The following is a 26,897-nucleotide window of genomic DNA, read 5'->3' as shown; positions in this document are numbered from 1 at the left end:
TGTGTTCTTCACGTTCTGGAGTCCTCGTGTCCGGGGGCGTCCCCGGGGGCCGGGGCGCCCCGTCGGCTCGACGTCCGGGGGGCCGGACGCCGTCAGGGGGGTGCGTGACATCGAGGTGTCACGACGCCGAACGACACTGAAACTCATAAGGTCTGATGAATTCAAGTGGGTGTGACATAAAAGTCTGACTTTTCGAGTTCGTCTGGGGGCGCGGAGCCTCGTAGGCTGAGCGCCATGACCTCATCGGGCCGCGGCCTGCACGCCCACGTCCTCGACACCCTCGGTCCGGCGATCACCGCGGGCGAGTACCCGCCGGGCAGCGTGCTGCGCACCGATGAACTGGCCGGACGGTTCGAGGTGTCCCGGTCGGTGATGCGGGAGGCCGTCCGGGTCCTGGAGTCGATGCGCCTGGTGGTGTCCCGTCGCCGGGTCGGCGTCACGGTCCGTCCCACCCAGGAGTGGAACGTCTACGACCCCCAGGTCATCCGCTGGCGCCTCGCGGGCGCCGACCGGCCCCGCCAACTCCGCTCGCTGACCGTCCTGCGGTCCGCCGTGGAACCGGTCGCCGCGGGGCTCGCCGCCCGCAACGCGACCGCCGCGCAGTGCGCCGAGCTGACGGAGTGCGCCCTCGGCATGGTCGCCACCTCACGCGGACGGCAACTGGACGCGTACCTCGTCCACGACATCGCCTTCCACCGGGTGGTCCTCAACGCCTCCGGGAACGAGATGTTCGCCCGCCTCGGCGACGTGGTCGCCGAGGTGCTCACGGGCCGCACCCACCACCAGGTCATGTTCGAGGACCCGGACCCGGCGGCGGTCACTCTGCACGTCCAGGTCGCGGAGGCGGTGCGCGAGGGGGACGCGGCCCGCGCCGAGGAGCTGACCCGACAGATCGCGGTCGGCGCGCTCCAGGAACTCGACGTCCTGGTCCCCTGAACCACCCCCACCGCCCTCCCGCTCACCTCACGGACGGCCCCCGGCACCCCCGGTCAGGTCACCCGGGTCCCGCACCGTCCCGTCCACGTACAGCCAGGCCCCCTCCACGCGGTCGAACCGGCTCCGCTCGGTCAACGTGCCGGGCCGCCCGGCGTCCGTGTACGAAGCCCGGAACGTCACCGTTCCCGTCCGGTGGAACACGGACCCCTCGGTCACCTCGACGATCTCCAGCCCCGTCCAGCGCGGACCGCTGTCCAGCTCCAGGGCCGGCGGCCGGGTCGCCGGATGCCAGGTGCGCACCAGGTACGCCGCGTCCCGCACGACGTAGGCCGCGTACCGGGACCGCATCAGCGTCTCGGCCGTCGGCGCGACCGACGCACCCCGGTGGAACGGGCCGCAGCAGCGGTCGTACCGCTCGCCCGACCCGCACGGGCAGTCCACGGGGACCTGCGGGGAACGGGGCGTACGGGAGGAACGGGCACGTCGCGACATGCCCGCCATTGTGCCGGACCCGGCTCTCTCTGCCTGCGCCCCGGCACGGCCGCCGACACCCGACCCGGGGATTCGGCGGTGATCCGTGATCGCACCACCCGCTCGGTGGGTAGGTCCTCGCGGACCGTGCGGGAAGACCCCCACGACGTCCGCTTGAGGAGATCCAGATGGCACGGGTGAACTTACGCACCGCATTCATGAGTGGAGCGTCGTCCACCGTCACGGCGCAACGGGTGTTCACCAACCGTGTGAACGAGACGACCGCCTTCAGCCGCTCGTGGGAAGGGCTGCACGAGGCACTGGACGCGGCCGAGATCTCCCCGGTCGCCGATCGCCTCCAGGGCCGCCGCAACGTCCTGACCTTCTACGGCGTCGGCGGCATAGGCAAGACGACGCTCTCCCAGGAACTGGAACGCCGGCTCCTGGCCGAGGCGGCGGCCGAGGACCGCGACGACGTGGTCTCCGTGCGGATCGACGTCTCCGAGGACGGGGCGTGCGACCTCGAAGGCATGCTGCTGCGCCTGCGCGCGGGGCTCGGGCAACTGGGCAGCCGGTGGCCCGCCTTCGATCTGGCGCTCGCGTCCTACTGGGCCCGCGCCCACCCCGGAGAGCCGTTGCAGGAGTTCCTGGACGCGTCACCAGCCGTGCGACGCGCCTCGCGGAGCATCGGTCTGGGCGAACAGATCGCCGCTACCGTCGGGCAGGTCGTCCCCGCCGGTGCGGGCGGGCTGGTGGGGCTCGCGCACCACGCCGCCCTGGCCACCTACCGGGCCATCCGCGAACGAGTGCGTGAGGGACGACTCCTGTCCGAGTGCGACCTGTTCGCCGAGCTCGTCGAGGCAGACGCCGACTACGAGACGTTGTCGTACTTCCCCTATCTACTGGCCTGGGACCTGGAGCGCCAACCCCGCCGCGGTCGGGCCGGCCACCGGCCGCAGGCGTGCGTGTTCCTCGACACCTTCGAGGTGCTCGGCAACCGGGCCGACCGGACCGTGGAACAGTTCGTGCAGCGCTGCGTCTACCTGATGCCGAACGTGCTGTTCGTGATCACCGGAAGGAACCGCATCGACTGGGCGGACCACGCCACCCACGGCGAACTGGACTTCACCGGGCCCGAGTGCTGGCCGAACCTGCACTTCAGCAACACCACGGCCGAGCCGCGTCAGCATCTCGTCGGATACCTGTCGGACTCCGACGCCGACAGCTACCTCCGCGAGGCGATCACCCGGAGCGGCGAACCGGCGATGCCCGGCGAGGTGCGCGAACGCATCATCGCGGGCGGCCAGGGGCTGCCCCTCTACCTGGACCTGTCGGTCTCGCACTTCGTCGAACGCCTGGCGCGCGAAGGACAGCCGTCGGCCGACCACTTCGGCGGCTCCTTCACGGCCGTGGCCACCCGGTCGCTCCGGGACCTCCCCCGGGAAGAACGGGACCTGGTGCGTACGACGGCACTCATCGACCGGGTGGACGCCGACATGCTCCGGGCGGGCCAACCCGCGCTCCCGGACGGCTGCGTGGCCCGTTTCCTGCGTCGCCCGTTCCTGACCCACGACGACGCCTACGCCATGCCGTACGCCCTGCACCTGGCGCTGCGGCTCGCCGTCAGCGAGGCCGACCGGGCGCTTCCGGACGGCTGGTCGGACCACGACCGCAGCCGGGTCGCCGCCCGGCTGCTCCGGCGTCTCGGCGAGCCGTTGGGGGACGGGGCCGGGCGCGTCGCGACGGCGCAAGCCCTCGAATCCGGACTGAAGCTGTCGGGGGCCCACGGAGTCTTCGACGATTGGATGGTGTGGGCCGCGCAACGGCTGGTGGAGGCCGGCCAGTGGACCCACCTCGACGCCGGGCTCACCGACGGGGCCGCAGGCAGCCCCGAGTACCGGGCCGTCCGCACCGCGATCCGGGGGGTCAAGCTCCGCCGCAGTGGCCGCGCCCCGGAAGCAGTAGCGGTCCTGAACGGCGCCGAAGAGGGGCTGGCGCCGAGCGGGCTCACGGCGCAGTTGGTACGTCTCCACCGCGCCCACGCCCTGCGCAACACGGGCGACTACACCAGTGCGGCGGACCTCTACCGGGGCTTGGTGGAGGGCGAGTTCGACGCAGCGGCCCGCTACTGGCTCTGCGACCACGCCTACCTCAACGGACGCTTCGCCGCCGCCCTGGAAACCCTTCGGGGCCAGCACGGACGTGACGCGGCGGACGAGGGCGAACGGCTGCGGCTGATCGGGCACGTGTGGCGCGTCAACGCCCGATTCGACGAAGCCACCGGGGTCTACACCGAGGCGATCGCACTGGCACGCGAGGAGGGACTTGCCTCGGCCGAGGCGAAGGCGCTGGCCAACGTGGCCCAGACGGCGTGCTGGTCCGGGGAAACGGCGACCGTGTCCGAAGCGGCGAACCGGGCCCGGGAACTGCTGGACGTCGTCTCCAACCCCGTCGAGCTCGTCAAGGTCCGCTCCGCAGAGGCCGTCGCCGCCGCGCTGGCCGACGACCCCGCCACGGCCCGGAACGCGGTCGCCGACACCAGGCGACTGGCGGACGGGATCGGCTACCGGGGCGGCCACAACCTGGCGGACGTGGCCGAGATCCTCCTCCACGCCCTTGCCGGTGACCACGACGGTGCCCGGCGCACTCGCTCCCACCTCGACGAACGCACCCGTACCTCCGGGGGCAACACCTACTGGGTGCCCATCGTGACGTCGTGGATCGACGGCCCCGACGCGGCGGCCGAGTACCATCCGGAGGTCGACTGGGTCGACGGCCCCGGGCCGGCGCTGAGGCGCTGGGCCGAGGTCACGGGCCTCCGATGACGAGGACGACAAGACGGCACACACAGGGCGGCACGCATGAGTGACCTCGTACGGATCGGTCTCGTCGGGGTCGGGATCATCGCCGAGACCCATCTGACCGTCCTCGCCGAGCGGCCCGGGGTGTCCCTGGAGTTCGTGGTGGACCCGCACGTCGCAGCACCGCCCGCGTTCCGGGGAGTCACACCGCCGCACTACGGCAGCCTCGCAGAGGCGCTGGCCGGGCACCGGTCCGACCTGATCGTGATCGCCACCCCCACGGACACCCACGCCGAGCTCGCCGTCGAGGCCCTCACCTTGTCGTCGGCCCGCGTCCTGGTGGAGAAACCCCTCGTCGGCGACCTCGCCTCCTTGATCCGACTGCGGTCCCTGGGCGGGTCGGTGGACGTGCGCGGCCGCCTCTTCACCGCACACCACTTCGCGTTCTCCCCCGAGGTGGACTGGGCCGCGCAGCAACTCGCCGAGCACCCCGAGTGGGGGCCCGTCACCGCAGTCACCTCGGCGTTCCACGACCCCTACGTCCTGCGGGGCGGGCGGGCCTTCGCCTCCTACACCTCCAGTTGGACGGACTCCGGCGTCAACCAGCTGAGCATGCTCTCGCGCTTCGTCGACCTCACCGAACCCGTCTCGGGCGACCGACGACTCGACGGGGGCGCGAGCGCCTGGGCCACGTTCGCCTACCGCTCCCGGGGCGCGGTGGGTACGGCCCGGCTGCGCAGCAGTTGGCTGACCGGCTCCAGCAGCAAGGAGACCGTCCTCGCCTTCGACCGGTCCGGCGTGGAGGTCTGGATGGACCACACCTCCATGACCGGGTTCGCCGCCCGGGACACGGAACTCCTCGCCACCCACGGCAACGACGGCCGCACCCCCAGGAAGGTCGCCCACTACCGGCCGCTCTACGCGAGCCTGCTCTCCGGGCACCCCGACCCGGTGCTCGGCTTCGACACCGCCGAGACCGTCACCGAACTCCACGGCGCCCCGTGAACCGGCCGGTCCCCGGTACGGGGCAGTGGCCGATCGGGCACACAACGAGAAAAGCCCCAGCGCAAGCGCTGGAGCGTGTCCCGTAGTACTGGTGTCCGAGGGGGGACTTGAACCCCCACGCCCGATAAAGGGCACTAGCACCTCAAGCTAGCGCGTCTGCCATTCCGCCACCCGGACCGGTGGTCTGTCGCGGTTTCCCGCGGCGACGTGGGAAACCATAGCAAAGATTCCGCCCCCTGATCACGCCCACCTGCCCTGCTCCCCGCGCCCCGCGCGTACCCCCCGCCCGCGCCCGGTCCCGGCTGCGTGAACGGCGCATGTCGGGCGGGGTCCACCCTTGGAGGCGGCGGGGAGGAGGGAGAGTATGGGGAGAGGAACAGCAGGCAGCGACAGTGGGAGGAACCGCCGTGAGCGAGTCGAACAGGGCCGCCGGACCTCGGGGTGTGACCGGGGAGGATGAGGTCGTCGACCTCTGTCGCGACCTCATCCGGATCGACACGAGCAACTACGGCGACCACTCGGGTCCCGGGGAGCGCAAGGCCGCCGAGTACGTGGCCGAGAAGCTCGCCGAGGTCGGACTGGAGCCCCGGGTCATCGAGTCCCACCCCGGCCGCGCCTCCACGGTCGCCCGTATCGAGGGCGAGGACCCGTCCCGCCCGGCGCTGCTCATCCACGGACACACCGACGTGGTGCCCGCGAACGCCGCCGACTGGACGCACGACCCGTTCTCCGGCGAGATCGCGGACGGTTGCGTGTGGGGGCGGGGCGCCGTCGACATGAAGGACATGGACGCGATGACCCTCGCGGTCGTCCGTGACCGGCTGCGCAGCGGGCGCAAGCCCCCGAGGGACATCGTGCTGGCCTTCCTCGCCGACGAGGAGGCCGGCGGGGCGTACGGCGCCCGGTACCTCGTCGACAAGCACCCGGACCTCTTCGAGGGGGTCACCGAGGCCATCGGCGAGGTCGGCGGGTTCTCCTTCACGGTCAACGAGAAGTTGCGGCTCTACCTGGTGGAGACCGCCCAGAAGGGCATGCACTGGATGCGGCTCACCGTCGAGGGCACGGCGGGTCACGGGTCGATGACCAACCACGACAACGCCATCACGGAACTGTGCGAGGCCGTCGGGCGGCTCGGCCGTCACCAGTGGCCGGTGCGGGTCACCAAGACCGTGCGCTCGTTCCTCGACGAGCTCTCCGACGCGCTCGGCACCCCGCTCGACCCGGAGGACATGGACGCCACGCTCGCCAAGCTGGGCGGCATCGCCAAGATGGTGGGCGCGACCCTGCGCAACTCCGCGGCCCCGACCATGCTCGGTGCCGGCTACAAGGTCAACGTCATCCCGGGCGAGGCGACCGCGCACGTCGACGGCCGGTTCCTGCCCGGCTACGAGGAGGAGTTCCTCGCCGACCTCGACCGCATCCTCGGCCCGCGCGTCAAGCGGGAGGACGTGCACGGCGACAAGGCGCTGGAGACCAGCTTCGACGGTGACCTGGTGGACGCCATGCAGACGGCCCTCAGCGCCGAGGACCCCATCGCCCGGGCCGTCCCCTACATGCTGTCCGGTGGCACCGACGCCAAGTCCTTCGACGACCTGGGCATCCGCTGCTTCGGCTTCGCCCCGCTGAAGCTGCCGCCGGAGCTGGACTTCGCGGGCATGTTCCACGGCGTGGACGAGCGGGTGCCGGTGGACGGCCTCCAGTTCGGCGTACGGGTGCTGGACCGGTTCATCGACGCGTCCTGAGCGGCGGCCCCAGCGGGTGACCGAATCGGTAGTTCGTACGAAAGTGACTGAATAGGGTGAATGCGAAGATACGCTCGTAGCTCCATTGCTTCCCCCTCGTTACTGGTCATGCGGCCCGAGGTCGGGGCCGTACTGCCCAACGAGGAGGAACAATGATCAAGAAGGTCGTCGCCGTCGCGGCTGCCGCTGGTGGCCTGATGCTCGCGGGTGCGGGCCTCGCCTCTGCCGACGCCGGTGCCCAGGGCGCCGCCGTGGGTTCCCCGGGCGTGCTGTCCGGCAACGTCGTCCAGGTGCCCGTCCACGTTCCGGTGAACGTCTGCGGCAACACCGTGAACGTGATCGGTCTGCTGAACCCCGCCTTCGGCAACACCTGCATCAACGGCTGACGCCACGCCTTCCCTGAGGCCCTGAGGCTGAGGTACCGGCCCCGGAGTGCGAGCCACGCACTCCGGGGCCGGTGTCGTTCCCGTTCCGCCCCGTCCGCCGGGAGTTCCGGGCGGACCGGGCCGGGCGGGTCCCCCTCGGCGGAGGCTGTCGCGTAGATCACAGACGGCCGATTCCGTCGAGCGCAGGGGCCAGCGGGTGGCCGTGTCGAGGCGGTGGCGAATCACCCGGTCGTGCGACTGTCCGTCACCGCGGAGGGGGTCCGGCCCGGGCCGGACCCCCTCCGTGCGGGTCGTGGTGCGTCACCAGGTGGCGCGCAACTGGCGGATGATCCGTCGACGAAGTCGTACCCGTCGACTCCCGTCGGGGTTCAGTCGCAAACGCTCCAACTCCCAGTGTCCGTACTCTGCGTGGTCGGTCAGCAGGCGGGTGGTGTCCTTGCGAGTCACCCCGCGCGGCACGTACACGTCGACAAATTCGTATTCCGGCATCGCCATCTATTGTGCGGGCACGGGCCGGGTACGGATAGCGTCTGCACTATGTCTGATGCTGCGCAGCCCACGGTTGCCGAGGTACGCGCCGCCGCCGAGGCGGTGAAGGCCGCTCTGGACCGTCACCTTGCGGCGGTCGAGAGCAGGTCGGGTGAGGACGACCCGGCCGTCTACGAGGCGTTCAACGAGTTGGCGGTGGCCGCCGAGGAGTACGACGAGCTGCTCTACGACCGCTACGACGAGGTCACCCCCTTCGAGATCCCCGGTTCCGAGGACGCCCTTCCGCCGTACACGGGGCCCGAGGACCCCAACGCGCTCAGCGTGCTGATCCGCCGCGACTACGTGGTGGTGGAACCGCAGCGCCTGATGGCCCAGGCCCAGCGGGTGGAGGCCGCCGAAGCGGACGGTGCACCGCTCACCGACTCGGCGGGCAGCACGGTGCACGGTGCGCTCGGGGTCCTCTTCGGCGAGTTCGAACCCGACGAGATCGCCTCCCGGCACAAGGAGTTCGGCTTGGAGGAGGGGGACTCCACCCTCTGGGTGACCGCCGCCGACGACCCCGCCGACCCGGGGGAGTGGCTGGAGGGCCCGTTCGACCAGGCGGATCCGCAGCGGGTGGTGTGCCGCTTCGACGTCAGCGCCGTCTTCGACGAGGAATACGACGACGATGGTGACGGGGACGTTGACGACGACGACGGCGAGGAGGGGGAGGACGTGGACGACGACCAGGACGGCGAGGGCCACGAGGACCCCGACGGGGACGGCTCCGACGCCCGGTCCGCCCTCGACGTCGACTCCGACGAGGACCTGGACACCGACCCCGACGGGCCACCCGGCCGGGCACGGGGCGACGCACGCAGACGCTGACCCGGCGGCCGGGGCCCAGCGGGCCCCGGCCGCCGTCCGCTAACCGGCGGTGGTCGGGGCCTGCCCGCGCAGGAGCACCGGCAACCTGGTGGTGCGGGGCTTCGGCGCGCCCTCCGCGACCGCCTGCGGCAGCGCCTGTTCCACCCCGTGCACCACGGACAGGTGCTGCTCCCCGCGCCCGAACGCCGTGTACACCCAGGACCGGCTCAACGCCTGCGCGGCGTCCCCGGGCAACACCACGACGGCGGCCGGCCAGCGCCGCCCCACCGCCTGGTGCGCGGTCATCGCCCAGCCGTGCCGCACCGTTCGTTCGACCTGCTCCCGGGGGACCAGGACGGGGGCACCGTCACACTCCAGGCGCAGTCCCTCGGCATCGGCGCCCACGACCCGCCCCGGCGCCGACCGCCCGGGCGCCGGTGACCACACGATCCGGTCACCCGGGTCGAAGCCGCCGAACCTGCCGGGCCCGGGATTGAGGCGTTCCTTCAACGCGGAGTTCAGAGCGCGGGTGCCCGCCGCCCCGCCGTGACCCGGGGTGATCACCTGGGTGCCCTCGGGCGGGACGCCCAGGGCCCTGGGCAGCGAGTCGGCCACCAGCTGCACGGTGCGGTGCACGGCCTCGCCCGCGTCCCGCACGGGGACGATCACGACCTCCTTGCCCGGGGCCTCCACCTGGGGCAGCTCACCGAAGGCGACACTGCTGGTGAGCTCCCCGATCGGACCCGGATCCGGAGTCCGGGACGCGATCTGCGGGCACACCCGGGCCGCCAGCAGATCGGCGAACACCCGGCCGGGACCGGCCGACCACAGCAGCGCGGGGTCACCGCTCAGGACGAGTCGCGCGCCGTCCGCCAGCGACTCCACCAGCATCGCCGCGCCCTCCACGTCGAGCTGCGGGGCGTCCAGCACCACCAGGAGGTCGACGGCGAGCGCGCCCTCGGCGTCGCGGCCCGGCCCCTCCGTCCCGGCCAGCAACCCCGCGACCGTCACGACCGCGGCCGCCGGCACCGGGACGGTCGGGTCCGCCGCCGTCAGGAGCTTCGCGAACCGGTCCCGGCCGTCGGCCGTGTGCGAGGCCGCCACCACCCGCTGCCCCCGGGCGAGGGCGCCGACGACCAGGGCGGCGGGCTCGGCGCGGGCCGCCTCGCCGCCGGTGTGCAGCACCAGGGCGTGCGTCGCCGAGGCGCGGATCAGCTCGGCGGCCGAACCGCTCGCCCCGCCGCCCCCGGTCCCGTCCGGCCCGTCGCTCTCCCCGGCCGGGGCGTTCACCAACCGGGAGAGGCCGTCCGCCAGGCTCTCCTCGGCCAGTGCGAAGCGCTCAAGGCCGATCAGCACCCGTACCGGAGGCTCCGCCTCCGCGCCCGGAGCCTCCTCGCCCGGGGTCTCCTCCTCCCAAGTCCCGTCGGCCACTGGGGTCGGTGCCCCGCCGGCCAGGGGGGCCTCGTCCAGGGCGTCCTGGAACACCAGCACCTCGCCCTCGGCGACGGCGCTGCGCAGCGCCTCGTCCGCGGCCGGTACCGACCGCTGGGCCAGCGCCGCGCTCAGCGCGGGCGCGTCCAGCGCGGTGTGCCCGGCGAGGGCCGCCTGGCCCAGCAGCCACACCGTGACGGCGCGACCGCGCCGCTCGTCGTCCGGGCGGCAGTCCGGGCCCAGCAGCGCCCGGGCGAAACCGTCGGCCTGCTCGGGCCGTACGCCCGCGACCTGGAGCAGCTGCCACGGGTCGGCGCGCAGTACGGACCCCGCGTCCTCGCCGAGCGCCGTGCACACCTGGGGGGCCAGGGACTCGGGAGCGCCGCCCTCGGTGAGCACCGTCCGCACGGCGCTCACCGTCGAGGGCGCGGGACCCGGGTCGGGTGCCGGCACCGAGGCCGTGACGGGGCGGGGCGCGGGGGCGGCGGCCGGGGCGGGGCCGCGGGGGGCCTCCGTCGGCTCCGCGAACGTCCGGGCGGGCCGTTCGCCGCTCTCCACCGCGCGGACGGCGGCGAGCAGTTCGGCCGCGGTGCCGCTCAGCTTGGCGCCGCTGTCGATGGGCGCTTCCCGTTCGGCCTTGCGCCGCTCGATGCGCTCCCGCACCTCGCGCTGCGCGGCGAGCTCGGCTTCGGCCTCCGTGGGGCCCTGGGCCCCGTCGGCGCTCCCGGCCGATTCCGCGGCGCCGCCGGTGTCGCTGGTGTCGCCGCGCTCGGATACGCCTTCCTCCGCGTCAGCTTCGCCGCCGTCCACGCCGGTGCCGTCCGTACCACTGCCGTCCGTGCGGGCGTCATCCGTACCGGTGTCGTTCTCGCCCGGGTCGTCCGTGCCCGGGTCGGGGGGCGTCGCTCCGGGCCCGGAGCCGTCGCCGTCCTGGGCCGCCTCCGGCCGGGCGTCCGCACCCGCGGGAGCGTCCGCCGGCTCCCCGGCTCCGGTCTCCGCGCTGGGCGCCCCGGCTTGGGGGTGCGTGCTCACAACGTGCTCCAGTCCTGGTCGGGATAGCGGTGGACGGGCGCCGACACGTCGTCGAGGGCCCGGCAGATCTCGTCAGGAAGATTAAGCGTTTCCACTGACAACGCGGCCGCGAGCTGCTGCGCGTTGCGCGGACCGATGATCGGCGCGGTCACCCCGGGCCGGTCCCGCACCCAGGCCAGGGCCACCTGGAGGGGCGTGACGGCCAGGCCGTCCGCCGCGGTCGTCAGGGCGTCGACGATCCGTCCCGCCTCCTCGTCCAGGTACGGCTCCACGAACAGGGACAGGTGCTCGGAGGCGCCGCGCGAGTTCGGCGGGGTGCTGTGCCGGTACTTGCCGGTGAGCACCCCGCGCCCGAGCGGGGAGGAGGGGAGCAGCCCCACCCCCAGGTCCACCGCCGCCGGCAGCACCTCGCGTTCCACTCCGCGCTGGAGCAGGGAGTACTCCATCTGCGTACTGGCCAGCCGGGCGCGGGTGCCCGGGGCGGCCAGTTGCCAGGTGGCCGCCTTCGCCAGCTGCCAACCGCAGTAGTTGGACACCCCCGCGTACCGGGCGCGCCCGCTGCTCACCGCGATGTCCACGGCCTGGAGGGTCTCCTCCAACGGGGTCGTCGGATCGAAGGCGTGGAGTTGCCACAGGTCGACGTGGTCCGTGCCGAGTCGGGCCAGCGAGGCGTCGAGGGCGCTCAGCAGGTGCCCCCGCGAGCCGTCGAACCGACGTTCGGGATCGGGGACGCTGCCGGCCTTCGTCGCGATCACCAGGTCCCGACGGGGCACGAGGCGTTCTATCAACTGCCCGAGCAGGTACTCGGCCTCCCCGCCGCCGTACACGTCGGCGGTGTCGACGAGGGTGCCGCCCGCCTCCCAGAAGGTCTTCATCAGGTCGGCGGCGTCGCTCTCGTCGGTGTCACGGCCCCAGGTCAGGGTGCCGAGCCCGATGCGGGACACGCGCAGGCCGGTACGGCCGAGATACCTCTGCTCCATGGGCGTCGACATTACTGGCCAGATGTCCACGGGTGCGGAAGCCTGTGGATAACTGACGACAACCGGTGCCGAACCGACACGACGACCCGTCGCGGACGACCTGCCGTGCGGGGTCCGGCCGCCGCCCCCCTTCCCGTCCCCTGACGGATCGCCCGCCGCGCGCTAGGGTTCGCCGCACAGGCAACGTTACTGACCAGTAAGGGGCATCGGTCATGCAACTCGGGATCAATCTCGGCTACTGGGGCGCGGGGATGGACGGCGACAACCTCGCGGTGGCCAAGGAGGCGGACCGGCTCGGCTACGCGGTGTGCTGGGCCGCCGAGGCGTACGGCTCGGACGCCCCGACCGTGCTGGCCTGGGTCGCCGCCCACACCGAACGGATCGACGTCGGCTCCGCGATCCTCCAGATCCCGGCCCGACAGCCCGCGATGACCGCGATGACCGCCGCCACCCTGGACTCGCTGTCCGGCGGCCGGTTCCGCCTCGGCCTCGGGGTGTCGGGCCCGCAGGTCTCCGAGGGCTGGTACGGCGTGAAGTTCGACAAGCCGCTCGCCCGCACCCGCGAGTACGTCGAGATCGTCCGCCGGGCCATGACCCGCGAACGCCTCTCCTACGAGGGGCAGCACTGGACGCTCCCGCTGCCCGACGGGCCCGGGAAGCCGCTCAAGCTGACCGTGCACCCGCAGCGCGCCCACATCCCGCTGTACATCGCCGCGATCGGCCCGAAGAACCTGGAGCAGACCGGGGAGATCGCCGACGGCGCCCTGCTGATCTTCCCCTCCGCCGACCACCTGGAGGAGACCGCGGTCCGTCATCTGCGCGCCGGCCGCGAGAAGGCCGGTCTGACCCTGGACGGCTTCGACGTGTGCCCCACGCTGCCGCTGGCGGTCGGTGCGGACCGGGACGTCACCGCGCTCGCCGACACCTTCCGCCCCTACACCGCGCTCTACGTCGGCGGCATGGGCAGCCGTCAGCAGAACTTCTACAACCAGTTGGCCGGGCGCATGGGGTACGAACGGGAGGCCGCCGAGATCCAGGACCGCTACCTGTCCGGCGACAAGGCCGGGGCCGCCGCCGCCGTTCCGCACGAGTTGATCGACTCCACCACGCTGCTCGGTTCCGTCGACCGCATCGCCGACCGGATGAAGGCGTACGCCGCCGCCGGGGTCACCACACTCACCCTGGCCCCCGCCGGGTTCACCCTCGACGAGCGCCTCGCCGCCCTGCGCGCCGGCACCGAGGCCCTGGAACGCGCGGGACTGGCCTGACCCGACCCGGTCGCCGTCCGACGGTGGCGGCCCCGACGGCGCACCGCCCCCCCCCGGCGCATCCACGCCGGGGGTGGTTCCCGAACAGGGGGCCCGCGGCCGTGGTGGGGGCTCGGGGGTCTTCCCCGCCACGGCCGTCACCCAGCACAACGCGGGACCGCCCGCACGGTTACGCACCGGACCGTGCGGTGCGCGTCCTTCGTTCGGCCGAGCCGACGCCCACACCTGTTGCCGTCGGGCGCCTCCCGCACTTGACTCGTTCTGCGCGGACCCCTGCACGGAGGTGGCAGTCATGCTCTCGGCCAAGAGCCTGTTCGAGGAGATCCTCGACAACGACGAGTCGTTCCGCCTGTTCTGCTCCATCGCGGCCAGCGGCGAGTCCCAGGGCGGGTGGGAGAACGCCCGGATCGCGGCCCTCGTCCCCGCCGTCGAACGGGACCTGGCCCCCAAGGTGGTCCGGCACGGTGCCGACGAGGACAAGCACGGCCGCATCTTCAACGCGCTGATCAAGAAGCGCGGCCTCACCCCCGTGGAGGTGCCGGGGGACACCGACTACACCATGCTGCTGGAGCGCCGGGGCATCGGCCTCGCCCACGACAAGCTCCACCGGGACGAGCCCCTGACCGTCCAGGACCTCGTCACCTACCTGGCCCACAGCCGCGTCACCGAACAGCGCGCCTCCGAGCAGATGGAACTGCTGCGACGCCTCTTCGGCGACCATCCCGACATCGGCCGGGCGGTGAAGATGATCTCCCACGACGAGGACAACCACCTCGCGTACTGTCACGAGGAACTGCTGCGGTTCGCTTACGCGGGGCACGGCCGGGCCATCCAACGCACGCTCCGCGAGTGCGCGCACGCCGAGATCCGGGTCTACCGGGACGTCAGCCTCGCCGTGATGGCCCACATGGGCCGCATCCTGGGCTGGTCCCGGGCCAAGGCGGCGGTCCTCGCGGCCGGCATCCACGCCGTGTACGCGTACGAGCGGGCCCACGGTTGGCGACGGATGGTCTCGCTGGCGATGCCCGAACGCCGCAACGCGCTCGGCGGACCGGCCACCTCCGCCGCCGAGTTCGCCTGACCCTCAGTAGCTCAGTAGCTCAGTAGCTCAGCAGCCCGGCGCCGCCCCCCCCGCGCGGTCGGCCCCTCACAGCCAGCCGCGCCGTTTGAACGTCCGGTACAGCGCCACCTCCAGCGCCACCATCAGCCCGATCACCGCCGGGTACGACCACACCCAGTGCAACTCCGGCATGTGGTCGAAGTTCATGCCGTAGATCCCGGCGATCATCGTCGGGACCGCCGCCATCGCCGCCCACGCCGAGATCTTCCGCATGTCGTCGTTCTGCCGCACGCTCATCTGTGCCAGGTGCGCCGACAGGATGTCCGACACCAGTCGGTCCAGGCCCTCCACGGACTCGTTCACCCGCATCAGATGGTCGTTGACGTCACGGAAGAAGGGCTGCGCGGACTCCTTCACGAACGGCACCGCCACCGCGAACGGTCCCGTCCCCGCCAGCCGCCCCAGCGGAACCGACAGGGGCACCGTCGCCCGCCGGAACTCCAGGATCTGCCGCTTGAAGGTGTAGATCCGCATCGCCGTGTGCCGTGACCGGCCGCCCTCCGGCGAGAAGACCTCGGCCTCCAACTCCTCCAGGTCCGTCTGGAGTTCCGTGGCCACCTCCAAGTAGTGGTCGACCACCGCGTCCGCGATCGCGTACAGCACCGCCGTGGGGCCCTTGCGCAGCAGGGCGGGCTCCCCCTCCAGCCGGCGCCGCACCTCTCCGAGCGGCGCCCCCTCGCCGTGCCGGACCGTCACCAGGAACGAGTCGCCGAGGAACACCATGACCTCGCCGGAGGACACCGTGTCGCCCTCCGGCTCGTACACCACCGGTTTCAGCACCACGAAGAGCGAGTCGTCGTACACCTCCAGCTTGGGCCGTTGGTGGGCCTTCAGGGCGTCCTCCACCGCCAGGGGGTGCAGCCCGAACTCCTCCCTGACGTGTGCGAACTCCTCTTCCGTCGGTTCGTGCAGCCCCATCCAGACGAAGGCGTCCGCCCCCGCGCGGGCCCGCGCGAGCGCATCGGGCAGGTCGACGGGCCCGTCGACGCGGCGTCCGTCCCGGTAGATGGCGCAGTCCACGATCACGCACCACCTGTTCCCCTCCGGCCCCGGGGGCACACCCCCGTCGTCCTAGGCTGTCGGCATGCCCACGCTGATCCTCGTCCGACACGGACGCTCCACCGCCAACACCGCGGGCCTGCTCGCGGGCTGGACCCCCGGTGTGAACCTCGACGACCGCGGCACCGCCCAGGCCGCCACCCTCCCCGGCCGTCTCGACGGCGTCCCGCTCGCCACGGTCGTCAGCAGCCCCCTCGAACGCTGCCGGCAGACCGTCGCGCCCCTGCTCGCCGCCCGGCCCGGACTCACCCTGCACACCGACGAACGCGTCGGCGAGGCCCACTACGGCGAGTGGACCGGCCGCAAACTCTCCGAGCTGGGCGGAGAACCCCTCATGGCGGCCGTCCAGCAACACCCCTCCGCCGTCGAGTTCCCCGGCGGCGAATCGATGCGTGCCATGGCCACCCGGGCCGCCGAAGCCGTCCGCGAGTGGAACGTCCGGGTCGCCGACGAGCACGGCGCTGACGCCACCTACCTGGTGTGTTCGCACGGCGACATCATCAAGGCGCTGGTCGCCGACGCCCTCGGTCTGCATCTGGACCTCTTCCAACGGGTGTCCGTGGAACCCTGCTCGGTGACCGTCATCCGCTACACGCCCGTGCGTCCCTTCCTGGTCCGGCTCGGGGACACCGGGGACTTCGCCTCGCTCGTCCCCCGCGAGCACGCCGAGGGCGCCGAGGACCCGGCCGCGGACACCGGCGGGGCCGACGGGACCGCGACGGTGGGTGGAGGCGCGGGCGCGCCGTGATCGTGGACCGCAGTAGGGTGAAGCGGTCGGAGTAACAGCAGCAACCCCCGGGCGATCCTGTGATCGACCCGTCGATTCCAAGGGAGACAGGACGTGTCCCGTCAGGTGTTCCTCTACGACCCGCCGGAGCGTTTCGTGGCCGGTACGGTCGGTCTGCCAGGGCGCCGTACCTTCTTCCTCCAGGCATCGTCCGGCTCCCGGGTCACGAGCGTCGCCCTGGAGAAGACCCAAGTCGCCGCCCTCGCGGAGCGCATGGACGAGCTGCTGGACGAGGTCGTCCGGCGTAGCGGGGGCAGCGCGGCCGTGCCGGCCGTGGCGTCCACCGAGATCTCCGACACCGCGCCCCTCGACACCCCGGTCGAGGAGGAGTTCCGGGTCGGCACCATGGCGCTCGCCTGGGACGGCGACGAGCAGCGGATGGTCGTCGAGGCGCAGGCCCTCGTCGAACTCGACGCGGACTCCGAGGAGGACCTCGCCGAGGCCGAGGAACGGCTCCTCCAGGACGAGGAGAACGGCCCGCCGATGTTGCGCGTCCGTCTCTCCGGAGTGCAGGCCCGGGCCTTCGCCAAGCGGGCCCTGGACGTCGTCAACGCGGGTCGCCCGCCCTGCCCGCTGTGCAGTCTGCCGCTCGACCCGGAGGGACACGTATGCCCGCGCCAGAACGGATACCGCCGCGGGGCGTGACCGTCACCGAACTGCTCGCCCACGGTGAGCTGACGATCCGCGGCCGGATCCGGGAGGCGTCCAACACGGCCCTGTACTGCACGGTGGAGCACGAGGGCGAGCGCGCCGCCTGCGTCTACAAGCCCGTCGCCGGTGAACGCCCGCTGTGGGACTTCCCCGACGGCGACCTCGCCCGGCGTGAGGTCGCCGCCTACGAGGTCGCCGAGGTCCTCGGCCGGGACCTGGTGCCCCCGACCGTGCTCCGGGACGGACCGCACGGCGAGGGCATGTGCCAACTGTGGATCGACAGCGACCCCGAGGCGTCCGGCGACGGTCTGCTCGCCCTCCTGGACGCGCGCGAGCCCGGGCCGGGCTGGAAGGCCGTGGGCTTCGCCGAGGTCGGTGAGGGGCGGACCGCCCTGCTGGTGCACGCCGACGACGACCGGCTGCGCCGCCTCGCGGTGCTCGACGCCGTCATCAACAACGCCGACCGCAAGGGGGGCCATCTGCTGCCGACCGCCGACGGCCGGCTCTACGGCATCGACCACGGCGTGACCTTCCACACGGACGACAAGTTGCGCACCCTCCTGTGGGGCTGGGCGGGCGAGCCGCTGACCACCGGGGCGCTGGCCGCCCTCACCGCGCTGCGCGCCGCCCTGGAGCCCGAAGAGCCCCTGGCCACACGGCTCGCGGAACTGATCACCGGGCCGGAGATCGACGCCACGCGGGCCCGGGTGGCCGCGTTGCTGGCCTCCGGCGTCCACCCGCGGCCCGGCGGGCAGTGGCCCGCGATTCCGTGGCCACCGGTTTAAACCCCTGGCCACCGGTGTAGCGGACGCACCGTCCGGTTACGCTCATGTCATGCATGCCTGGCCCGCTTCTGAGGTCCCCGCCCTGCCCGGACGGGGCCGCGACCTTCGGATTCACGACACCGCGACCGGCGGCCTCGTCGATCTCGCCCCCGGTCCCGTCGCCCGTATCTACGTCTGCGGCATCACGCCGTACGACGCGACCCATCTGGGTCACGCGGCGACCTACAACGCGTTCGACCTCGTTCAGCGCGTGTGGCTCGACACCAAGCGCCAGGTCCACTACGTGCAAAACGTCACCGACATCGACGATCCGCTCCTGGAACGGGCGGAACGCGACGGCGTCGACTGGGCAGGGCTCGCCCACCGCGAGACCGACCTCTTCCGCGAGGACATGACCGCCCTGCGGATGCTCCCGCCGCGCCACTTCATAGGGGCCGTCGAAGCCATACCGGGGATCGTCCCCCTGGTCGAACGCCTCAGGGACGCGGGCGCCGCCTACGAGCTGGAGGGCGACGTCTACTTCTCGGTCGAGTCCGATCCGCACTTCGGCGAGGTGTCCCGCCTCGATGCGGCCGCGATGCGGCTGCTGTCCGCCGAACGCGGCGGCGACCCCGACCGTCCCGGCAAGAAGAACCCGCTCGACCCCATGCTCTGGATGGCGGCCCGCGACGGCGAGCCCCACTGGGACGGCGGTTCCCTCGGCCCCGGACGGCCCGGCTGGCACATCGAGTGCGTGGCCATCGCCCTGGACCACCTCGGCATGGGCTTCGACATCCAGGGCGGCGGCTCCGACCTCGCCTTCCCGCACCACGAGATGGGCGCCTCCCACGCCCAGGCGCTGACCGGCGAGCACCCCTTCGCCCGGGCGTACGTGCACGCCGGGATGGTCGGCCTGCACGGCGAGAAGATGTCGAAGTCCAAGGGCAACCTGGTCTTCGTGTCCACCCTGCGCCGCGAGGGCGTCGACCCGGCCGCGATCCGGCTGGCCCTGCTGGCGCACCACTACCGGAGCGACTGGGAGTGGACCGACACCGTCCTCGGGGACGCCGTGGACCGCCTCGGGCGCTGGCGCGCCGCCGTCTCGCGCCCCGACGGCCCCTCGGCGCAGGCCCTGGTCGAGGAGGTCCGCCAGGCCCTTTCCCAGGACCTGGACGCGCCCGCCGCGCTCGCCGCGGTCGACCGCTGGGCCGCCCGCCAGGCCGCGGAGGGCGGCAGCGACGAGGGCGCGCCCGGTGTGGTGTCCCGCACCGTGGACGCCCTGCTGGGCGTCGCCCTGTAGCGCGCCACCACGGTCAGCGCACGGTGCCCCCGGGCCCTCCCGCCACGACGGGGGAGGGCCCGGGGGCACCGTTCACGAGCAGGGCGCGTCGCCCGCTGCCAGGGCGGCCTCCAGTCGGCGCCGTAGATGGGCCCGCTCGGGCGCGGTGCCGGCGAGGGCGAGCGCCGCCCGGTACGCCACGACGGCTTCGGCCCGCCGGCCGAGCAGGTGCAGCAGCTCGGCCCGTGCCGCCGCGTACGGGTGGTGGCCGCGCAGCCGCGGTTCGTCGGCGAGGGCGTCGAGCAGGGCGAGACCGGCGGCGGGACCGTCCCGCAGCGCCACCGCCACCGCCCGGTTCAGTGCGACGACGGGGGACGGGGCGATCGCGAGCAGCACGTCGTACAGGGCCACGATCTGCGGCCAGTCGGTGTCCGCCGGGTCCGTGGCCTCGTCGTGCAGCGCGGCGATCGCCGCCTGCACCCCGTACGGTCCGGGCGGGCCCGGCGCCAGCGCCGGGGGGACCAGGGCGAGCCCCTCCTCGATCATCGGTCGGTCCCAGCGGCTGCGGTCCTGGTCGGCCAGGAGGACCAGGGCGCCGTCCGGCCCGGTCCGGGCGGCACGCCGGGCGTGGACCAGCAGCATCAGCGCGAGCAGCCCCGTGACCTCGCGTTCCGTGGGCAGCAGCCGGTGCAGCAGGCGCGTCAGCCGGATCGCCTCCTCGGCGAGGTCCAGCCGCTGCAACCGCGGCCCCGCACTGGCCGCGTACCCCTCGGTGAAGATCGAGTAGAGGACCTGGAGCACACCGGGCAGGCGCCGCGGCAGTTCGTCGGGGCCGGGGACGCGGAACGGGACGCGCGCTTCCCGGATCTTCTTCTTGGCCCGGACGATCCGCTGGGCCATGGTCGCCGTGGGCACCAGATAGGCCCGGGCGACCTCGGGCGTCGTCAGCCCCGCCAGACAGCGCAGCACCAGGGCGCCCCGGGCGTCCTCCGCCAGCGCGGGGTGGGCGCAGGTGAAGAACAGTTGGAGTCGTTCGTCGGGCAGGTCCCGGGTGGTGTCGGCGGGCGGGGCGGGGGCCGCCCGGTCCGCCTCGGCCTGGAGGACGGCGAGGCGGGTGGCGTACGTCTGGTCGCGGCGCAGCCGGTCGACGGCCTTGCGCCTGGCCGTGGTCAGCAGCCAGGCGCCCGGTCGTGCGGGCACGCCGTTCACGGGCCAGTGCCGCAGCGCCGCCTCCACGGCCTCCGAGGCGACCTCCTCGGCCAGGTCGAGATCGCCGAACCGGCCGACGAGCGAGGCGAGCAGCCGTCCGCGCTCCTCGCGGAACACCTGTTCCACCGCCCGGTCGGCGGCACTCCCCTCGTCCCCCTCGTCGGCGGGGTGCGGGCGGCCCGTGTCCGTCATGGTCCGTTCCTCGGGTCCCGGAGCCTCAGCCGGTGAAGTCGGCGATCGGCCGCACGACGACCGCGCCGTCGCCGAGCGCCCCCGGACAACGGGCGGCCCAGTCCAGTGCGGCGTCCAGGTCCGGCACGTCGATGACGTAGAAGCCGCCCAGGAACTCGCGCGTCTCCGCGAACGGGCCGTCGGTCACGGTCCGCTCGCCCTCGGCGGAGACCCGCACGGTGGTCGCGGTGACCAGGTCGGCGAGGGATTCGCCCGAGACGTAGATCCCGGCGTCCTCCACCGCCTTGGTGTACGCGATCCAGTCCGAGACCTCGCAGCCGGCGGAGCTGCCCGACGCGTCGGCCGAGCTGGTCTGGATCAGCAGCATGTACTTCATGGTGGGACTCCTGTCGTCAAGGTGTGTCAGCGGCGGTGATCCGCCGTACACCCTGACGACGAACGGAACACCGACGGATCGACACCGCTGCCGAAGATTCTTCTCCAGATCGGTGACATCCGGGCGGTGAGGGCTCGGGCGCCCCCGGGTGCCACAGGTGAAGGTGCAGGTCAGCAGCGGTTCGGGGGCGGAACGACGTACGGGCCGTCGCACGGGGGATTCCTCCCGTGCGACGGCCCGTACCCGCGCTGCGGCGGTTCAGTCCGTCTTCCGCTCCGGTCCGTCCCCCGAAGACCCGTCCTCGGGGTCGGCGCCCGGGGGCTCCTCCCCGGACGGTGCGCGGCGTTCCCCGGACGGGCCCTTGGCCTCGGCCGCGGGACCGTCGCCCTCCCGCGCCTCGGCGCCGTCGGCCGCCCGCTGCGGACGGGGCGGACGGGTCCGCTCGCTCGGGGACTCGCGCAGGTACGCCGCCTCACCCGCGTCGGTGGTGAGCCCCGGCGCGGTGGCCGCGGGGCCGTTCCCGCCGTCCCGCCGCCGGAGGTAGCGCTCGAACTCCCGTGCGATGGCCTCCCCGGACGCCTCCGGGAGCTCCGCGGTGTCCCGGGCCTCCTCCAGGGTCTGGACGTACTCCGCGACCTCGCTGTCCTCGGCGGCGAGCTGGTCCACGCCGAGCTGCCACGCCCGTGCGTCCTCCGGCAGCTCACCGAGCGGGATGCGCAGGTCGATCAGGTCCTCCAGCCGGTTGAGCAGGGCCAGGGTCGCCTTCGGGTTCGGCGGCTGCGACACGTAGTGCGGAACGGCCGCCCACAGCGACACCGCGGGCACACCGGCGTGGGTGCACGCCTCCTGGAGGATGCCGACGATGCCGGTCGGGCCCTCGTACTTGGTCTCCTCCAGGTCCATGGTGCGCGCCAGGTCCGGATCGGAGGTGACCCCGCTGACCGGTACCGGACGCGTGTGCGGGGTGTCGCCGAGCAGCGCCCCGAGGATCACCACCAGCTCGACGCCCAACTCGTGCGCGAAGCCGAGCAACTCGTTGCAGAACGACCGCCACCGCATCGACGGCTCGATGCCCCGGACCAGCACCAGGTCACGCGGCTTGTCGCCGCCGACCCGCACCACGGACAGCCGCGTCGTCGGCCAGGTGATCTTCCGCACGCCGCCGTCCAGCCACACCGTCGGCCGGTTGACCTGGAAGTCGTAGTAGTCCTCCGCGTCCAACGCGGCGAAGACCTCGCCCTTCCACTCCCTGTCGAGGTGCGCGACCGCGGTGGAGGCGGCGTCACCGGCATCGTTCCAGCCCTCGAACGCGGCCACCATGACCGGGTCGATCAGCTCGGGAACCCCGTCGAGCTCGATCACCCAGCGCCTCCTTCCGACAAGCCCTCACGTACGCCCCAACCTTACGGCCATCGGGGCGACCCGCCGCAGCCCCCTCGCACGGGGGAGTGAACGGACACTGCCCCGGTCAACGCCCGGTGACACCCCCGACCGGCGACCGATGATCCTCGGGCCCGACCGGCGGGGGCGGGGGCGGTCCGTGCGGACGGCGGCGCCCGGGCCCGCTCAGCTCCAGAGCGTGGACGGAGCCGCCCGGCGGACCACGGGCGCGACCTCCTCGGCGAAGCGCTGGAGCGTGTCGACCTGCTCGCCGGCCGACAGCCCGAAACCGTCCACGGTGACCGACTGGAGCTGGTGGCGGTACGCGGCGTGGTAGCCGAGGATCTTGTCGATGATCTGTTGCGGCGAGCCGATGAGCTGGGGCCCGTCCGCGATGGCGTCCTCGATGGTCGTGAACGGGGTGTTGTAACCCGGTCGACCCACCAGATGGGGCTTGAAGCTCTGCCGCACCCGCGCCTCGTACAGCTCCTTGTACCGGGCGACGGCCTGCTCGTGGGTGTCCGCGATGAGGAGCCCGCCGGACCCCGCACCCACGTACGCCCGTGCGGGGTCGTGCCCGTGCGCCTCGAAGCGCTCCCGGTAGTGGTCGATGAGCCGGACGTAGGCCGCGCGCGGCTGGACGGCGTTGGCGGTGAACAGCGGGTCCCCGTGCTGGGCCGCCAGTTCGGGGGAGTTGAGGCTGGTCGCCGAACCGTGCCAGACGCGCGGGGCACCCGCGAACGGGCGGGGCACGGTGGTGACGCCCTTCAGCGCGGGCCGGAACTCCCCCTCCCAGTCGACGCCCTCCTCGCGCCAGAGCCGCCGCAGCAACTCGTACTTCTCCTTCTGGAGGTCCCACTGCCGCGCCTCGTCCAGCCCGAACAGGTCGAAGTGACCGGCCTCCGCCCCCTTGCCGATGACCAGTTCGATCCGGCCCCCGGACAGCTGGTCCAAGGTGGCGTAGTCCTCGGCGACGCGCACCGGGTCGAGGATCGCCACCACCGTCACCCCGGTCAGCAGCCTGATCCGACGGGTCCGTGCGGCGAGCGCGCCGAGCAGGGCCGTCGGACTGGAGGAGAGGAACGGGCCCGCGTGCCGTTCCCCGATCGCGTACGCGTCGAAACCGAGCCGTTCGGCGGCGACCCCGGTCTCGATCACCTCCTGGAGACGGTCCGCGGCGGAGGCGAGCCGACCGGTCAGCGGGTGGGGCGCGTGGCCCACGATGGAGAGCACCTGGAACCTCATGCGTCCACTGTCCCGGCGCCGTGTTGCCGGGGTGTGTACGCGGCGTGGCGGCGGTCGCACGGCCGTTCGTGTCAGCAGCGTGCACCGCACCGGACGCACGAGGGCCGCCGGGCGGCTCCCCACGGGGGCGCCACCCGACGGCCGACGGGCGTCCGGGCGGGGAGGGATCAGCGCCGGGCGTCCAGCAGCTGCCGGGTCCGCGCCCGCACCTCGTCGGTGTCCAGCCCGCGGACGGTCAGCGTGGTCCGGCGGCGCAGCACGTCGTCGACCGTCTCGGCCCACTCGTGGTCCCGGGCGTACACCACCTGGGCCCAGACCTCCGGGGCGTCCGGGTGCACGCGCTCGGCCAGCCGCGGGTCCTCGTTGGCCAGCCGGGCGATGTCGAAGGCCAGCGAACCGTAGTGGGTGGCCAGGTGCCGCGCGGTGTCGGCGGCCATCCGCGGACCGGGGGTGCCGCCGTCGACCAGCAGCCGGTGCGCCACGGCCTGCGGGTTGGCGATGCCCGGCAGCGGCAGCCGGTTCGGCAATGCGGACATGGGCTCCATGTCCTCACCGAGCGGACGGCCCGGCAGCGCGGCGAGCTTGTTCATGATGGTGCGGCCGATGTGCCGGAAGGTCGTCCACTTGCCGCCCGCGACGGACAGCATGCCGCCCCGGCCCTCGCTCACGACCGTCTCCCGCTTGGCCTTGGACGTGTCACCGGGCCCGCCGGGCAGCACCCGCAGCCCCGCGAAGGAGTAGGTGATCAGATCCCGGTCCAACTGCCGGTCCCGGACCGAGAACGCGGCCTCGTCGAGGATCTGCGCGGTGTCCTTCTCGGTCACCGTCACCTCCGACGGGTCGCCCTCGAACTCCTCGTCGGTGGTGCCCAGCAGGAGCATGTCCTCCCAGGGCAGCGCGAAGGTGATGCGGTACTTGTCGATGGGCGTGGCGAGCGCCGCCCGCCAGTGCGAGGTGCGCTTGAGGACCAGGTGGGCGCCCTTGGACAGGCGTATGGACGGGGCCGAGCCGGCGTCCTCCATCCGGCGCAGGTGGTCCACCCACGGCCCGGTCGCGTTGAGCACCAGCCGGGCGTCCACCCCGAACTCGGTGCCGTCCATGCGGTCCTTCAGTTCGGCACCGGTGACCCGGCCCCGGGTGAAGCGCAGCCCCGTGACCTCGGCGTGGTTGAGGACCACCGCTCCCGCCTCGACGGCCGCGCGCACGGTCATCAGGGCCATCCGGGAGTCGTTCATCTGGCCGTCGCCGTAGACCGCGACCGCCTTCAGGTTCTCCGTGCGCAGCTCCGGCACGTCCCGCTGGGCCCGCGCGGGCGACAGCAGGTGACCCACGCCGTCGCCGAACGCGGAGAGCGCCGAGTACGCGAAGACGCCCGCCCCGAGCTTCGCCGCGCCGTGCGGGCCGCCCTTGTACACCGGCAGGTAGAACGTGAGCGGGTTCGCCAGGTGGGGCGCCACCTCGCGGGAGACCGCCCGCCGCTCGAAGTGGTTCTCCGCGACGAGCTTCACGGCCCCGGTCTGGAGGTACCGCAGCCCGCCGTGGAGCAGCTTGGACGAGGCCGACGAGGTGGCGCCGGCGAAGTCGGCGGCGTCCACCAGGGCCACCCGCAACCCCGACTGGGCGGCGTGCCAGGCCGTGGAGATGCCGAGGATGCCGCCCCCGATGACCAGGAGGTCGTACGTCGCCCGCGACAGCTGCTCCCGGGTCTCGGCGCGGCTCGGCTGCGAACCGGCACCGGGGTGCAGCCCGAGCGTGGGGTAGGCGGCGCCTGGCTGGGTGGTCATGGTGTCGTGCTCCTCGTCAGCTCTCGAAGTCGGCGCCGCCGGTGGACCCGGCGGCGCCGCGGGGGTCAGTTCTCTTCGTCGTCGATCCAGCCCATGGACCGTTCGACGGCCTTGAGCCAGTTCTTGTACTCGCGCGTCCGCTTGTCCGCGTCCATCCGGGGGGTCCACTCGGCGGCCCGGCGCCAGTTGGCGCGCAGCGCGTCGGTGTCCGGCCAGAAGCCGACGGCGAGGCCGGCGGCGTAGGCCGCGCCGAGACAGGTCGTCTCGGCGACCATCGGGCGCACCACGGGCGCGTCCAGGACGTCCGACAGGGTCTGCATCAGCAGGTTGTTGGAGGTCATTCCGCCGTCGACCTTGAGCGCGGTCAGTTCGACCCCGGAGTCCTTGGTCATCGCGTCCGTGATCTCCCGGGTCTGCCACGCGGTGGCCTCCAGGACGGCGCGCGCGATGTGCGCCTTGGTGACGTACCGGGTCAGGCCCGCGATCACCCCGCGGGCGTCGGAGCGCCAGTACGGGGCGAACAGCCCGGAGAACGCCGGGACGAAGTAGGCGCCGCCGTTGTCCTCGACGGAGGACGCCAGCGTCTCGATCTCGGCCGCGGAGTTGATCAGGCCCATCTGGTCGCGCATCCACTGGACCAGCGAGCCGGTGACCGCGATGGAGCCCTCCAGCGCGTACACGGGCTCCTGGTCGCCGATCCGGTAGCCGACCGTGGTCAGCAGCCCGGAGTAGGAGTTGATGAGCTGGTCGCCGGTGTTCATCAGCATGAACGTGCCGGTGCCGTACGTGGACTTGGCCTCGCCGACGCTGAAGCAGGTCTGCCCGAACAGGGCCGCCTGCTGGTCGCCGAGCGCCGAGGCGACGGGGATGCCGCCGAGCAGTTCGCCGAGCGCGCCGCCCTTGACCTCGCCGTACACCTCGGACGAGGAGCGGATCTCGGGAAGCATCTGCAGCGGGACGCCGATGGAGGCGGCGATCTTCGGGTCCCACTGGAGGGTGTGCAGGTTCATCAGCATGGTGCGGGAGGCGTTGGTGACGTCGGTGACGTGGTGGCCGCCGTCGACGCCGCCCGTCAGGTTCCAGATCACCCAGGAGTCCATGGTGCCGAAGAGGATGTCCCCGGCCTCGGCCCGGGCCTCCAGACCGGGCACGTTGTCGAGCAGCCAGCGGGCCTTGGGGCCGGAGAAGTAGCTCGCCAGCGGGAGCCCCGTCTCCCGGCGGAAGCGGTCCTGCCCGACGTTGCGGCCCAACTCCTTGCAGAGCCCGTCGGTGCGGGTGTCCTGCCAGACGATGGCGTGGTGCACCGGCTCGCCGGTGTGCCGGTCCCACAGCAGCGTGGTCTCGCGCTGGTTGGTGATGCCGATGGCGAGGATGTCCTCGCGGGTGATGCCCGCCTTGCGGACCGCCCCCGCGACGACCTCCTGCACGTTCGCCCAGATCTCGGTGGCGTCGTGCTCCACCCAGCCCGGCTTCGGGAAGATCTGTTCGTGCTCCTTCTGGTCGACGGAGACGATCCGACCGTCCCGGTCGAAGACGATGCAGCGGCTGGAGGTGGTGCCCTGGTCGATCGCTGCGATGAACGGGCCGGTGGGAGTGGTGGCGTCGGTCACGGGTCTGCTCCTGGGGTCCGGGACCCGGGCGGTCGCCCGGGGCCTGCGAGTCTC

23 protein-coding genes and 1 tRNA gene are annotated in these 26,897 nt (G+C 72.8%); 12 read left to right on the top strand and 12 right to left on the bottom strand.

Annotated elements, in window-relative coordinates:
- Positions 1-234: 234 nt before the first annotated feature.
- A complete protein-coding gene (locus ACFYOU_RS26605; protein ID WP_391309021.1) occupies positions 235-936 on the top strand; it encodes an FCD domain-containing protein in 702 nt (233 codons plus the stop codon).
- 27 nt (positions 937-963) lie between these two features.
- Here the strand turns inward: ACFYOU_RS26605 and ACFYOU_RS26600 are convergent, their stop codons facing one another.
- On the bottom strand, positions 964-1,428 hold the full coding sequence (locus ACFYOU_RS26600) for a YchJ family metal-binding protein (protein ID WP_391309019.1): 465 nt from the start codon (positions 1,426-1,428) through the stop codon (positions 964-966).
- A 197-nt stretch (positions 1,429-1,625) separates the two neighbouring features.
- Here ACFYOU_RS26600 and ACFYOU_RS26595 point away from each other — a divergent pair, with 197 nt between their 5' ends.
- A complete protein-coding gene (locus ACFYOU_RS26595; RefSeq protein WP_391309017.1) occupies positions 1,626-4,232 on the top strand; it encodes a hypothetical protein in 2,607 nt (868 codons plus the stop codon).
- A gap of 36 nt (positions 4,233-4,268) precedes the next feature.
- Positions 4,269-5,213: a Gfo/Idh/MocA family protein gene (locus ACFYOU_RS26590; protein WP_389765351.1), complete on the top strand. Its 945-nt coding sequence runs from the start codon at positions 4,269-4,271 to the stop codon at positions 5,211-5,213.
- An 89-nt stretch (positions 5,214-5,302) separates the two neighbouring features.
- On the opposite strand, the gene ACFYOU_RS26585 is transcribed toward ACFYOU_RS26590, so the two are convergent.
- Positions 5,303-5,390 (bottom strand) — tRNA-Leu (locus ACFYOU_RS26585).
- Positions 5,391-5,620: 230 nt separating this feature from the next.
- Here ACFYOU_RS26585 and ACFYOU_RS26580 point away from each other — a divergent pair.
- Both ACFYOU_RS26580 and chpH read left to right on the top strand, forming a co-directional pair.
- On the top strand, positions 5,621-6,955 hold the full coding sequence (locus ACFYOU_RS26580; protein WP_391309014.1) for a M20/M25/M40 family metallo-hydrolase: 1,335 nt from the start codon (positions 5,621-5,623) through the stop codon (positions 6,953-6,955).
- A 152-nt stretch (positions 6,956-7,107) separates the two neighbouring features.
- Positions 7,108-7,341, top strand: a complete 234-nt coding sequence (gene chpH, locus ACFYOU_RS26575; RefSeq protein WP_389765357.1) for a chaplin ChpH — start codon at positions 7,108-7,110, stop codon at positions 7,339-7,341.
- Positions 7,342-7,641: 300 nt separating this feature from the next.
- On the opposite strand, the gene ACFYOU_RS26570 is transcribed toward chpH, so the two are convergent.
- On the bottom strand, positions 7,642-7,830 hold the full coding sequence (locus tag ACFYOU_RS26570; protein ID WP_351242684.1) for a DUF5703 family protein: 189 nt from the start codon (positions 7,828-7,830) through the stop codon (positions 7,642-7,644).
- Between the two features lie 48 nt (positions 7,831-7,878).
- Here ACFYOU_RS26570 and ACFYOU_RS26565 point away from each other — a divergent pair, with 48 nt between their 5' ends.
- Positions 7,879-8,697 (top strand): hypothetical protein, encoded by an 819-nt coding sequence (locus tag ACFYOU_RS26565; RefSeq protein ID WP_391309013.1) that lies wholly within the window; start codon positions 7,879-7,881, stop codon positions 8,695-8,697.
- Positions 8,698-8,736: 39 nt separating this feature from the next.
- Here the strand turns inward: ACFYOU_RS26565 and ACFYOU_RS26560 are convergent, their stop codons facing one another.
- Together ACFYOU_RS26560 and ACFYOU_RS26555 are read right to left on the bottom strand one after the other, a co-directional pair.
- Positions 8,737-11,139 (bottom strand): helix-hairpin-helix domain-containing protein, encoded by a 2,403-nt coding sequence (locus tag ACFYOU_RS26560; RefSeq protein ID WP_391309011.1) that lies wholly within the window; start codon positions 11,137-11,139, stop codon positions 8,737-8,739.
- Complete coding sequence (locus ACFYOU_RS26555; protein WP_387000711.1) at positions 11,136-12,119, bottom strand: aldo/keto reductase; 984 nt, start codon at positions 12,117-12,119, stop codon at positions 11,136-11,138. The genes ACFYOU_RS26560 and ACFYOU_RS26555 overlap by 4 nt, the downstream gene beginning before the upstream one ends.
- Before the next feature lie 212 nt (positions 12,120-12,331).
- Here ACFYOU_RS26555 and ACFYOU_RS26550 point away from each other — a divergent pair, with 212 nt between their 5' ends.
- Entirely contained in the window at positions 12,332-13,387 is a 1,056-nt protein-coding gene (locus ACFYOU_RS26550) for an LLM class F420-dependent oxidoreductase (protein ID WP_391309010.1), read from the top strand.
- Between the two features lie 292 nt (positions 13,388-13,679).
- Positions 13,680-14,468, top strand: coding sequence for a ferritin-like domain-containing protein (locus ACFYOU_RS26545; RefSeq protein ID WP_389765365.1), 789 nt, complete (start codon positions 13,680-13,682; stop codon positions 14,466-14,468).
- 66 nt (positions 14,469-14,534) lie between these two features.
- Here ACFYOU_RS26545 and corA read toward each other — a convergent pair whose 3' ends face one another.
- Entirely contained in the window at positions 14,535-15,533 is a 999-nt protein-coding gene (corA, locus tag ACFYOU_RS26540) for a magnesium/cobalt transporter CorA (protein WP_391309009.1), read from the bottom strand.
- A 58-nt stretch (positions 15,534-15,591) separates the two neighbouring features.
- Between corA and ACFYOU_RS26535 the strand changes: the two genes are divergently transcribed.
- The 4 genes from ACFYOU_RS26535 (at position 15,592) to mshC (ending at position 19,068) form a co-directional block, all read left to right on the top strand.
- Entirely contained in the window at positions 15,592-16,314 is a 723-nt protein-coding gene (locus ACFYOU_RS26535) for an MSMEG_4193 family putative phosphomutase (protein WP_391309007.1), read from the top strand.
- A 93-nt stretch (positions 16,315-16,407) separates the two neighbouring features.
- The gene (locus tag ACFYOU_RS26530) at positions 16,408-16,998 is read left to right on the top strand and encodes a DUF3090 domain-containing protein (protein ID WP_389765371.1); all 591 of its coding nucleotides are present in this window, start codon (positions 16,408-16,410) and stop codon (positions 16,996-16,998) included.
- Complete coding sequence (locus tag ACFYOU_RS26525) at positions 16,962-17,789, top strand: SCO1664 family protein (protein ID WP_387000703.1); 828 nt, start codon at positions 16,962-16,964, stop codon at positions 17,787-17,789. The genes ACFYOU_RS26530 and ACFYOU_RS26525 overlap by 37 nt, the downstream gene beginning before the upstream one ends.
- Before the next feature lie 49 nt (positions 17,790-17,838).
- Entirely contained in the window at positions 17,839-19,068 is a 1,230-nt protein-coding gene (gene mshC / locus ACFYOU_RS26520; protein ID WP_391309004.1) for a cysteine--1-D-myo-inosityl 2-amino-2-deoxy-alpha-D-glucopyranoside ligase, read from the top strand.
- 72 nt (positions 19,069-19,140) lie between these two features.
- Here mshC and ACFYOU_RS26515 read toward each other — a convergent pair whose 3' ends face one another.
- From ACFYOU_RS26515 to glpK, 6 genes are all read right to left on the bottom strand, one after another.
- Entirely contained in the window at positions 19,141-20,448 is a 1,308-nt protein-coding gene (locus tag ACFYOU_RS26515) for a DUF6596 domain-containing protein (RefSeq protein ID WP_391309002.1), read from the bottom strand.
- A gap of 25 nt (positions 20,449-20,473) precedes the next feature.
- Complete coding sequence (locus ACFYOU_RS26510) at positions 20,474-20,824, bottom strand: YciI family protein (RefSeq protein ID WP_389765379.1); 351 nt, start codon at positions 20,822-20,824, stop codon at positions 20,474-20,476.
- Positions 20,825-21,082: 258 nt separating this feature from the next.
- Positions 21,083-22,186 (bottom strand): PAC2 family protein, encoded by a 1,104-nt coding sequence (locus ACFYOU_RS26505; protein ID WP_391308999.1) that lies wholly within the window; start codon positions 22,184-22,186, stop codon positions 21,083-21,085.
- 204 nt (positions 22,187-22,390) lie between these two features.
- The gene (locus ACFYOU_RS26500; protein ID WP_389765383.1) at positions 22,391-23,449 is read right to left on the bottom strand and encodes an LLM class flavin-dependent oxidoreductase; all 1,059 of its coding nucleotides are present in this window, start codon (positions 23,447-23,449) and stop codon (positions 22,391-22,393) included.
- A gap of 167 nt (positions 23,450-23,616) precedes the next feature.
- A complete protein-coding gene (locus ACFYOU_RS26495; protein ID WP_391308998.1) occupies positions 23,617-25,233 on the bottom strand; it encodes an FAD-dependent oxidoreductase in 1,617 nt (538 codons plus the stop codon).
- A gap of 65 nt (positions 25,234-25,298) precedes the next feature.
- Entirely contained in the window at positions 25,299-26,843 is a 1,545-nt protein-coding gene (glpK, locus tag ACFYOU_RS26490) for a glycerol kinase GlpK (protein WP_387000689.1), read from the bottom strand.
- Positions 26,844-26,897 lie beyond the last annotated feature (54 nt).

Origin of the sequence: Streptomyces sp. NPDC005955, assembly GCF_042871255.1 — a bacterium.
Classification (GTDB): Bacteria; Actinomycetota; Actinomycetes; order Streptomycetales; family Streptomycetaceae; genus Streptomyces.
This window is presented reverse-complemented; position numbering and strand designations above follow the sequence as displayed.

Bases quoted from the DNA above. Each gene is read 5' to 3' on its own strand.
- ACFYOU_RS26605 (WP_391309021.1), top strand. From the start codon at position 235: ATGACCTCATCGGGCCGCGGCCTGCACGCCCACGTCCTCGACACCCTC.
- ACFYOU_RS26600 (WP_391309019.1), bottom strand. From the start codon at position 1,428: ATGTCGCGACGTGCCCGTTCCTCCCGTACGCCCCGTTCCCCGCAGGTC.
- ACFYOU_RS26595 (WP_391309017.1), top strand. From the start codon at position 1,626: ATGAGTGGAGCGTCGTCCACCGTCACGGCGCAACGGGTGTTCACCAAC.
- ACFYOU_RS26590 (WP_389765351.1), top strand. From the start codon at position 4,269: ATGAGTGACCTCGTACGGATCGGTCTCGTCGGGGTCGGGATCATCGCC.
- chpH (WP_389765357.1), top strand. From the start codon at position 7,108: ATGATCAAGAAGGTCGTCGCCGTCGCGGCTGCCGCTGGTGGCCTGATG.
- ACFYOU_RS26570 (WP_351242684.1), bottom strand. From the start codon at position 7,830: ATGCCGGAATACGAATTTGTCGACGTGTACGTGCCGCGCGGGGTGACT.
- ACFYOU_RS26565 (WP_391309013.1), top strand. From the start codon at position 7,879: ATGTCTGATGCTGCGCAGCCCACGGTTGCCGAGGTACGCGCCGCCGCC.
- ACFYOU_RS26555 (WP_387000711.1), bottom strand. From the start codon at position 12,119: ATGGAGCAGAGGTATCTCGGCCGTACCGGCCTGCGCGTGTCCCGCATC.
- ACFYOU_RS26550 (WP_391309010.1), top strand. From the start codon at position 12,332: ATGCAACTCGGGATCAATCTCGGCTACTGGGGCGCGGGGATGGACGGC.
- ACFYOU_RS26545 (WP_389765365.1), top strand. From the start codon at position 13,680: ATGCTCTCGGCCAAGAGCCTGTTCGAGGAGATCCTCGACAACGACGAG.
- ACFYOU_RS26535 (WP_391309007.1), top strand. From the start codon at position 15,592: ATGCCCACGCTGATCCTCGTCCGACACGGACGCTCCACCGCCAACACC.
- ACFYOU_RS26525 (WP_387000703.1), top strand. From the start codon at position 16,962: ATGCCCGCGCCAGAACGGATACCGCCGCGGGGCGTGACCGTCACCGAA.
- mshC (WP_391309004.1), top strand. From the start codon at position 17,839: ATGCATGCCTGGCCCGCTTCTGAGGTCCCCGCCCTGCCCGGACGGGGC.
- ACFYOU_RS26515 (WP_391309002.1), bottom strand. From the start codon at position 20,448: ATGACGGACACGGGCCGCCCGCACCCCGCCGACGAGGGGGACGAGGGG.
- ACFYOU_RS26510 (WP_389765379.1), bottom strand. From the start codon at position 20,824: ATGAAGTACATGCTGCTGATCCAGACCAGCTCGGCCGACGCGTCGGGC.
- ACFYOU_RS26500 (WP_389765383.1), bottom strand. From the start codon at position 23,449: ATGAGGTTCCAGGTGCTCTCCATCGTGGGCCACGCGCCCCACCCGCTG.
- ACFYOU_RS26495 (WP_391308998.1), bottom strand. From the start codon at position 25,233: ATGACCACCCAGCCAGGCGCCGCCTACCCCACGCTCGGGCTGCACCCC.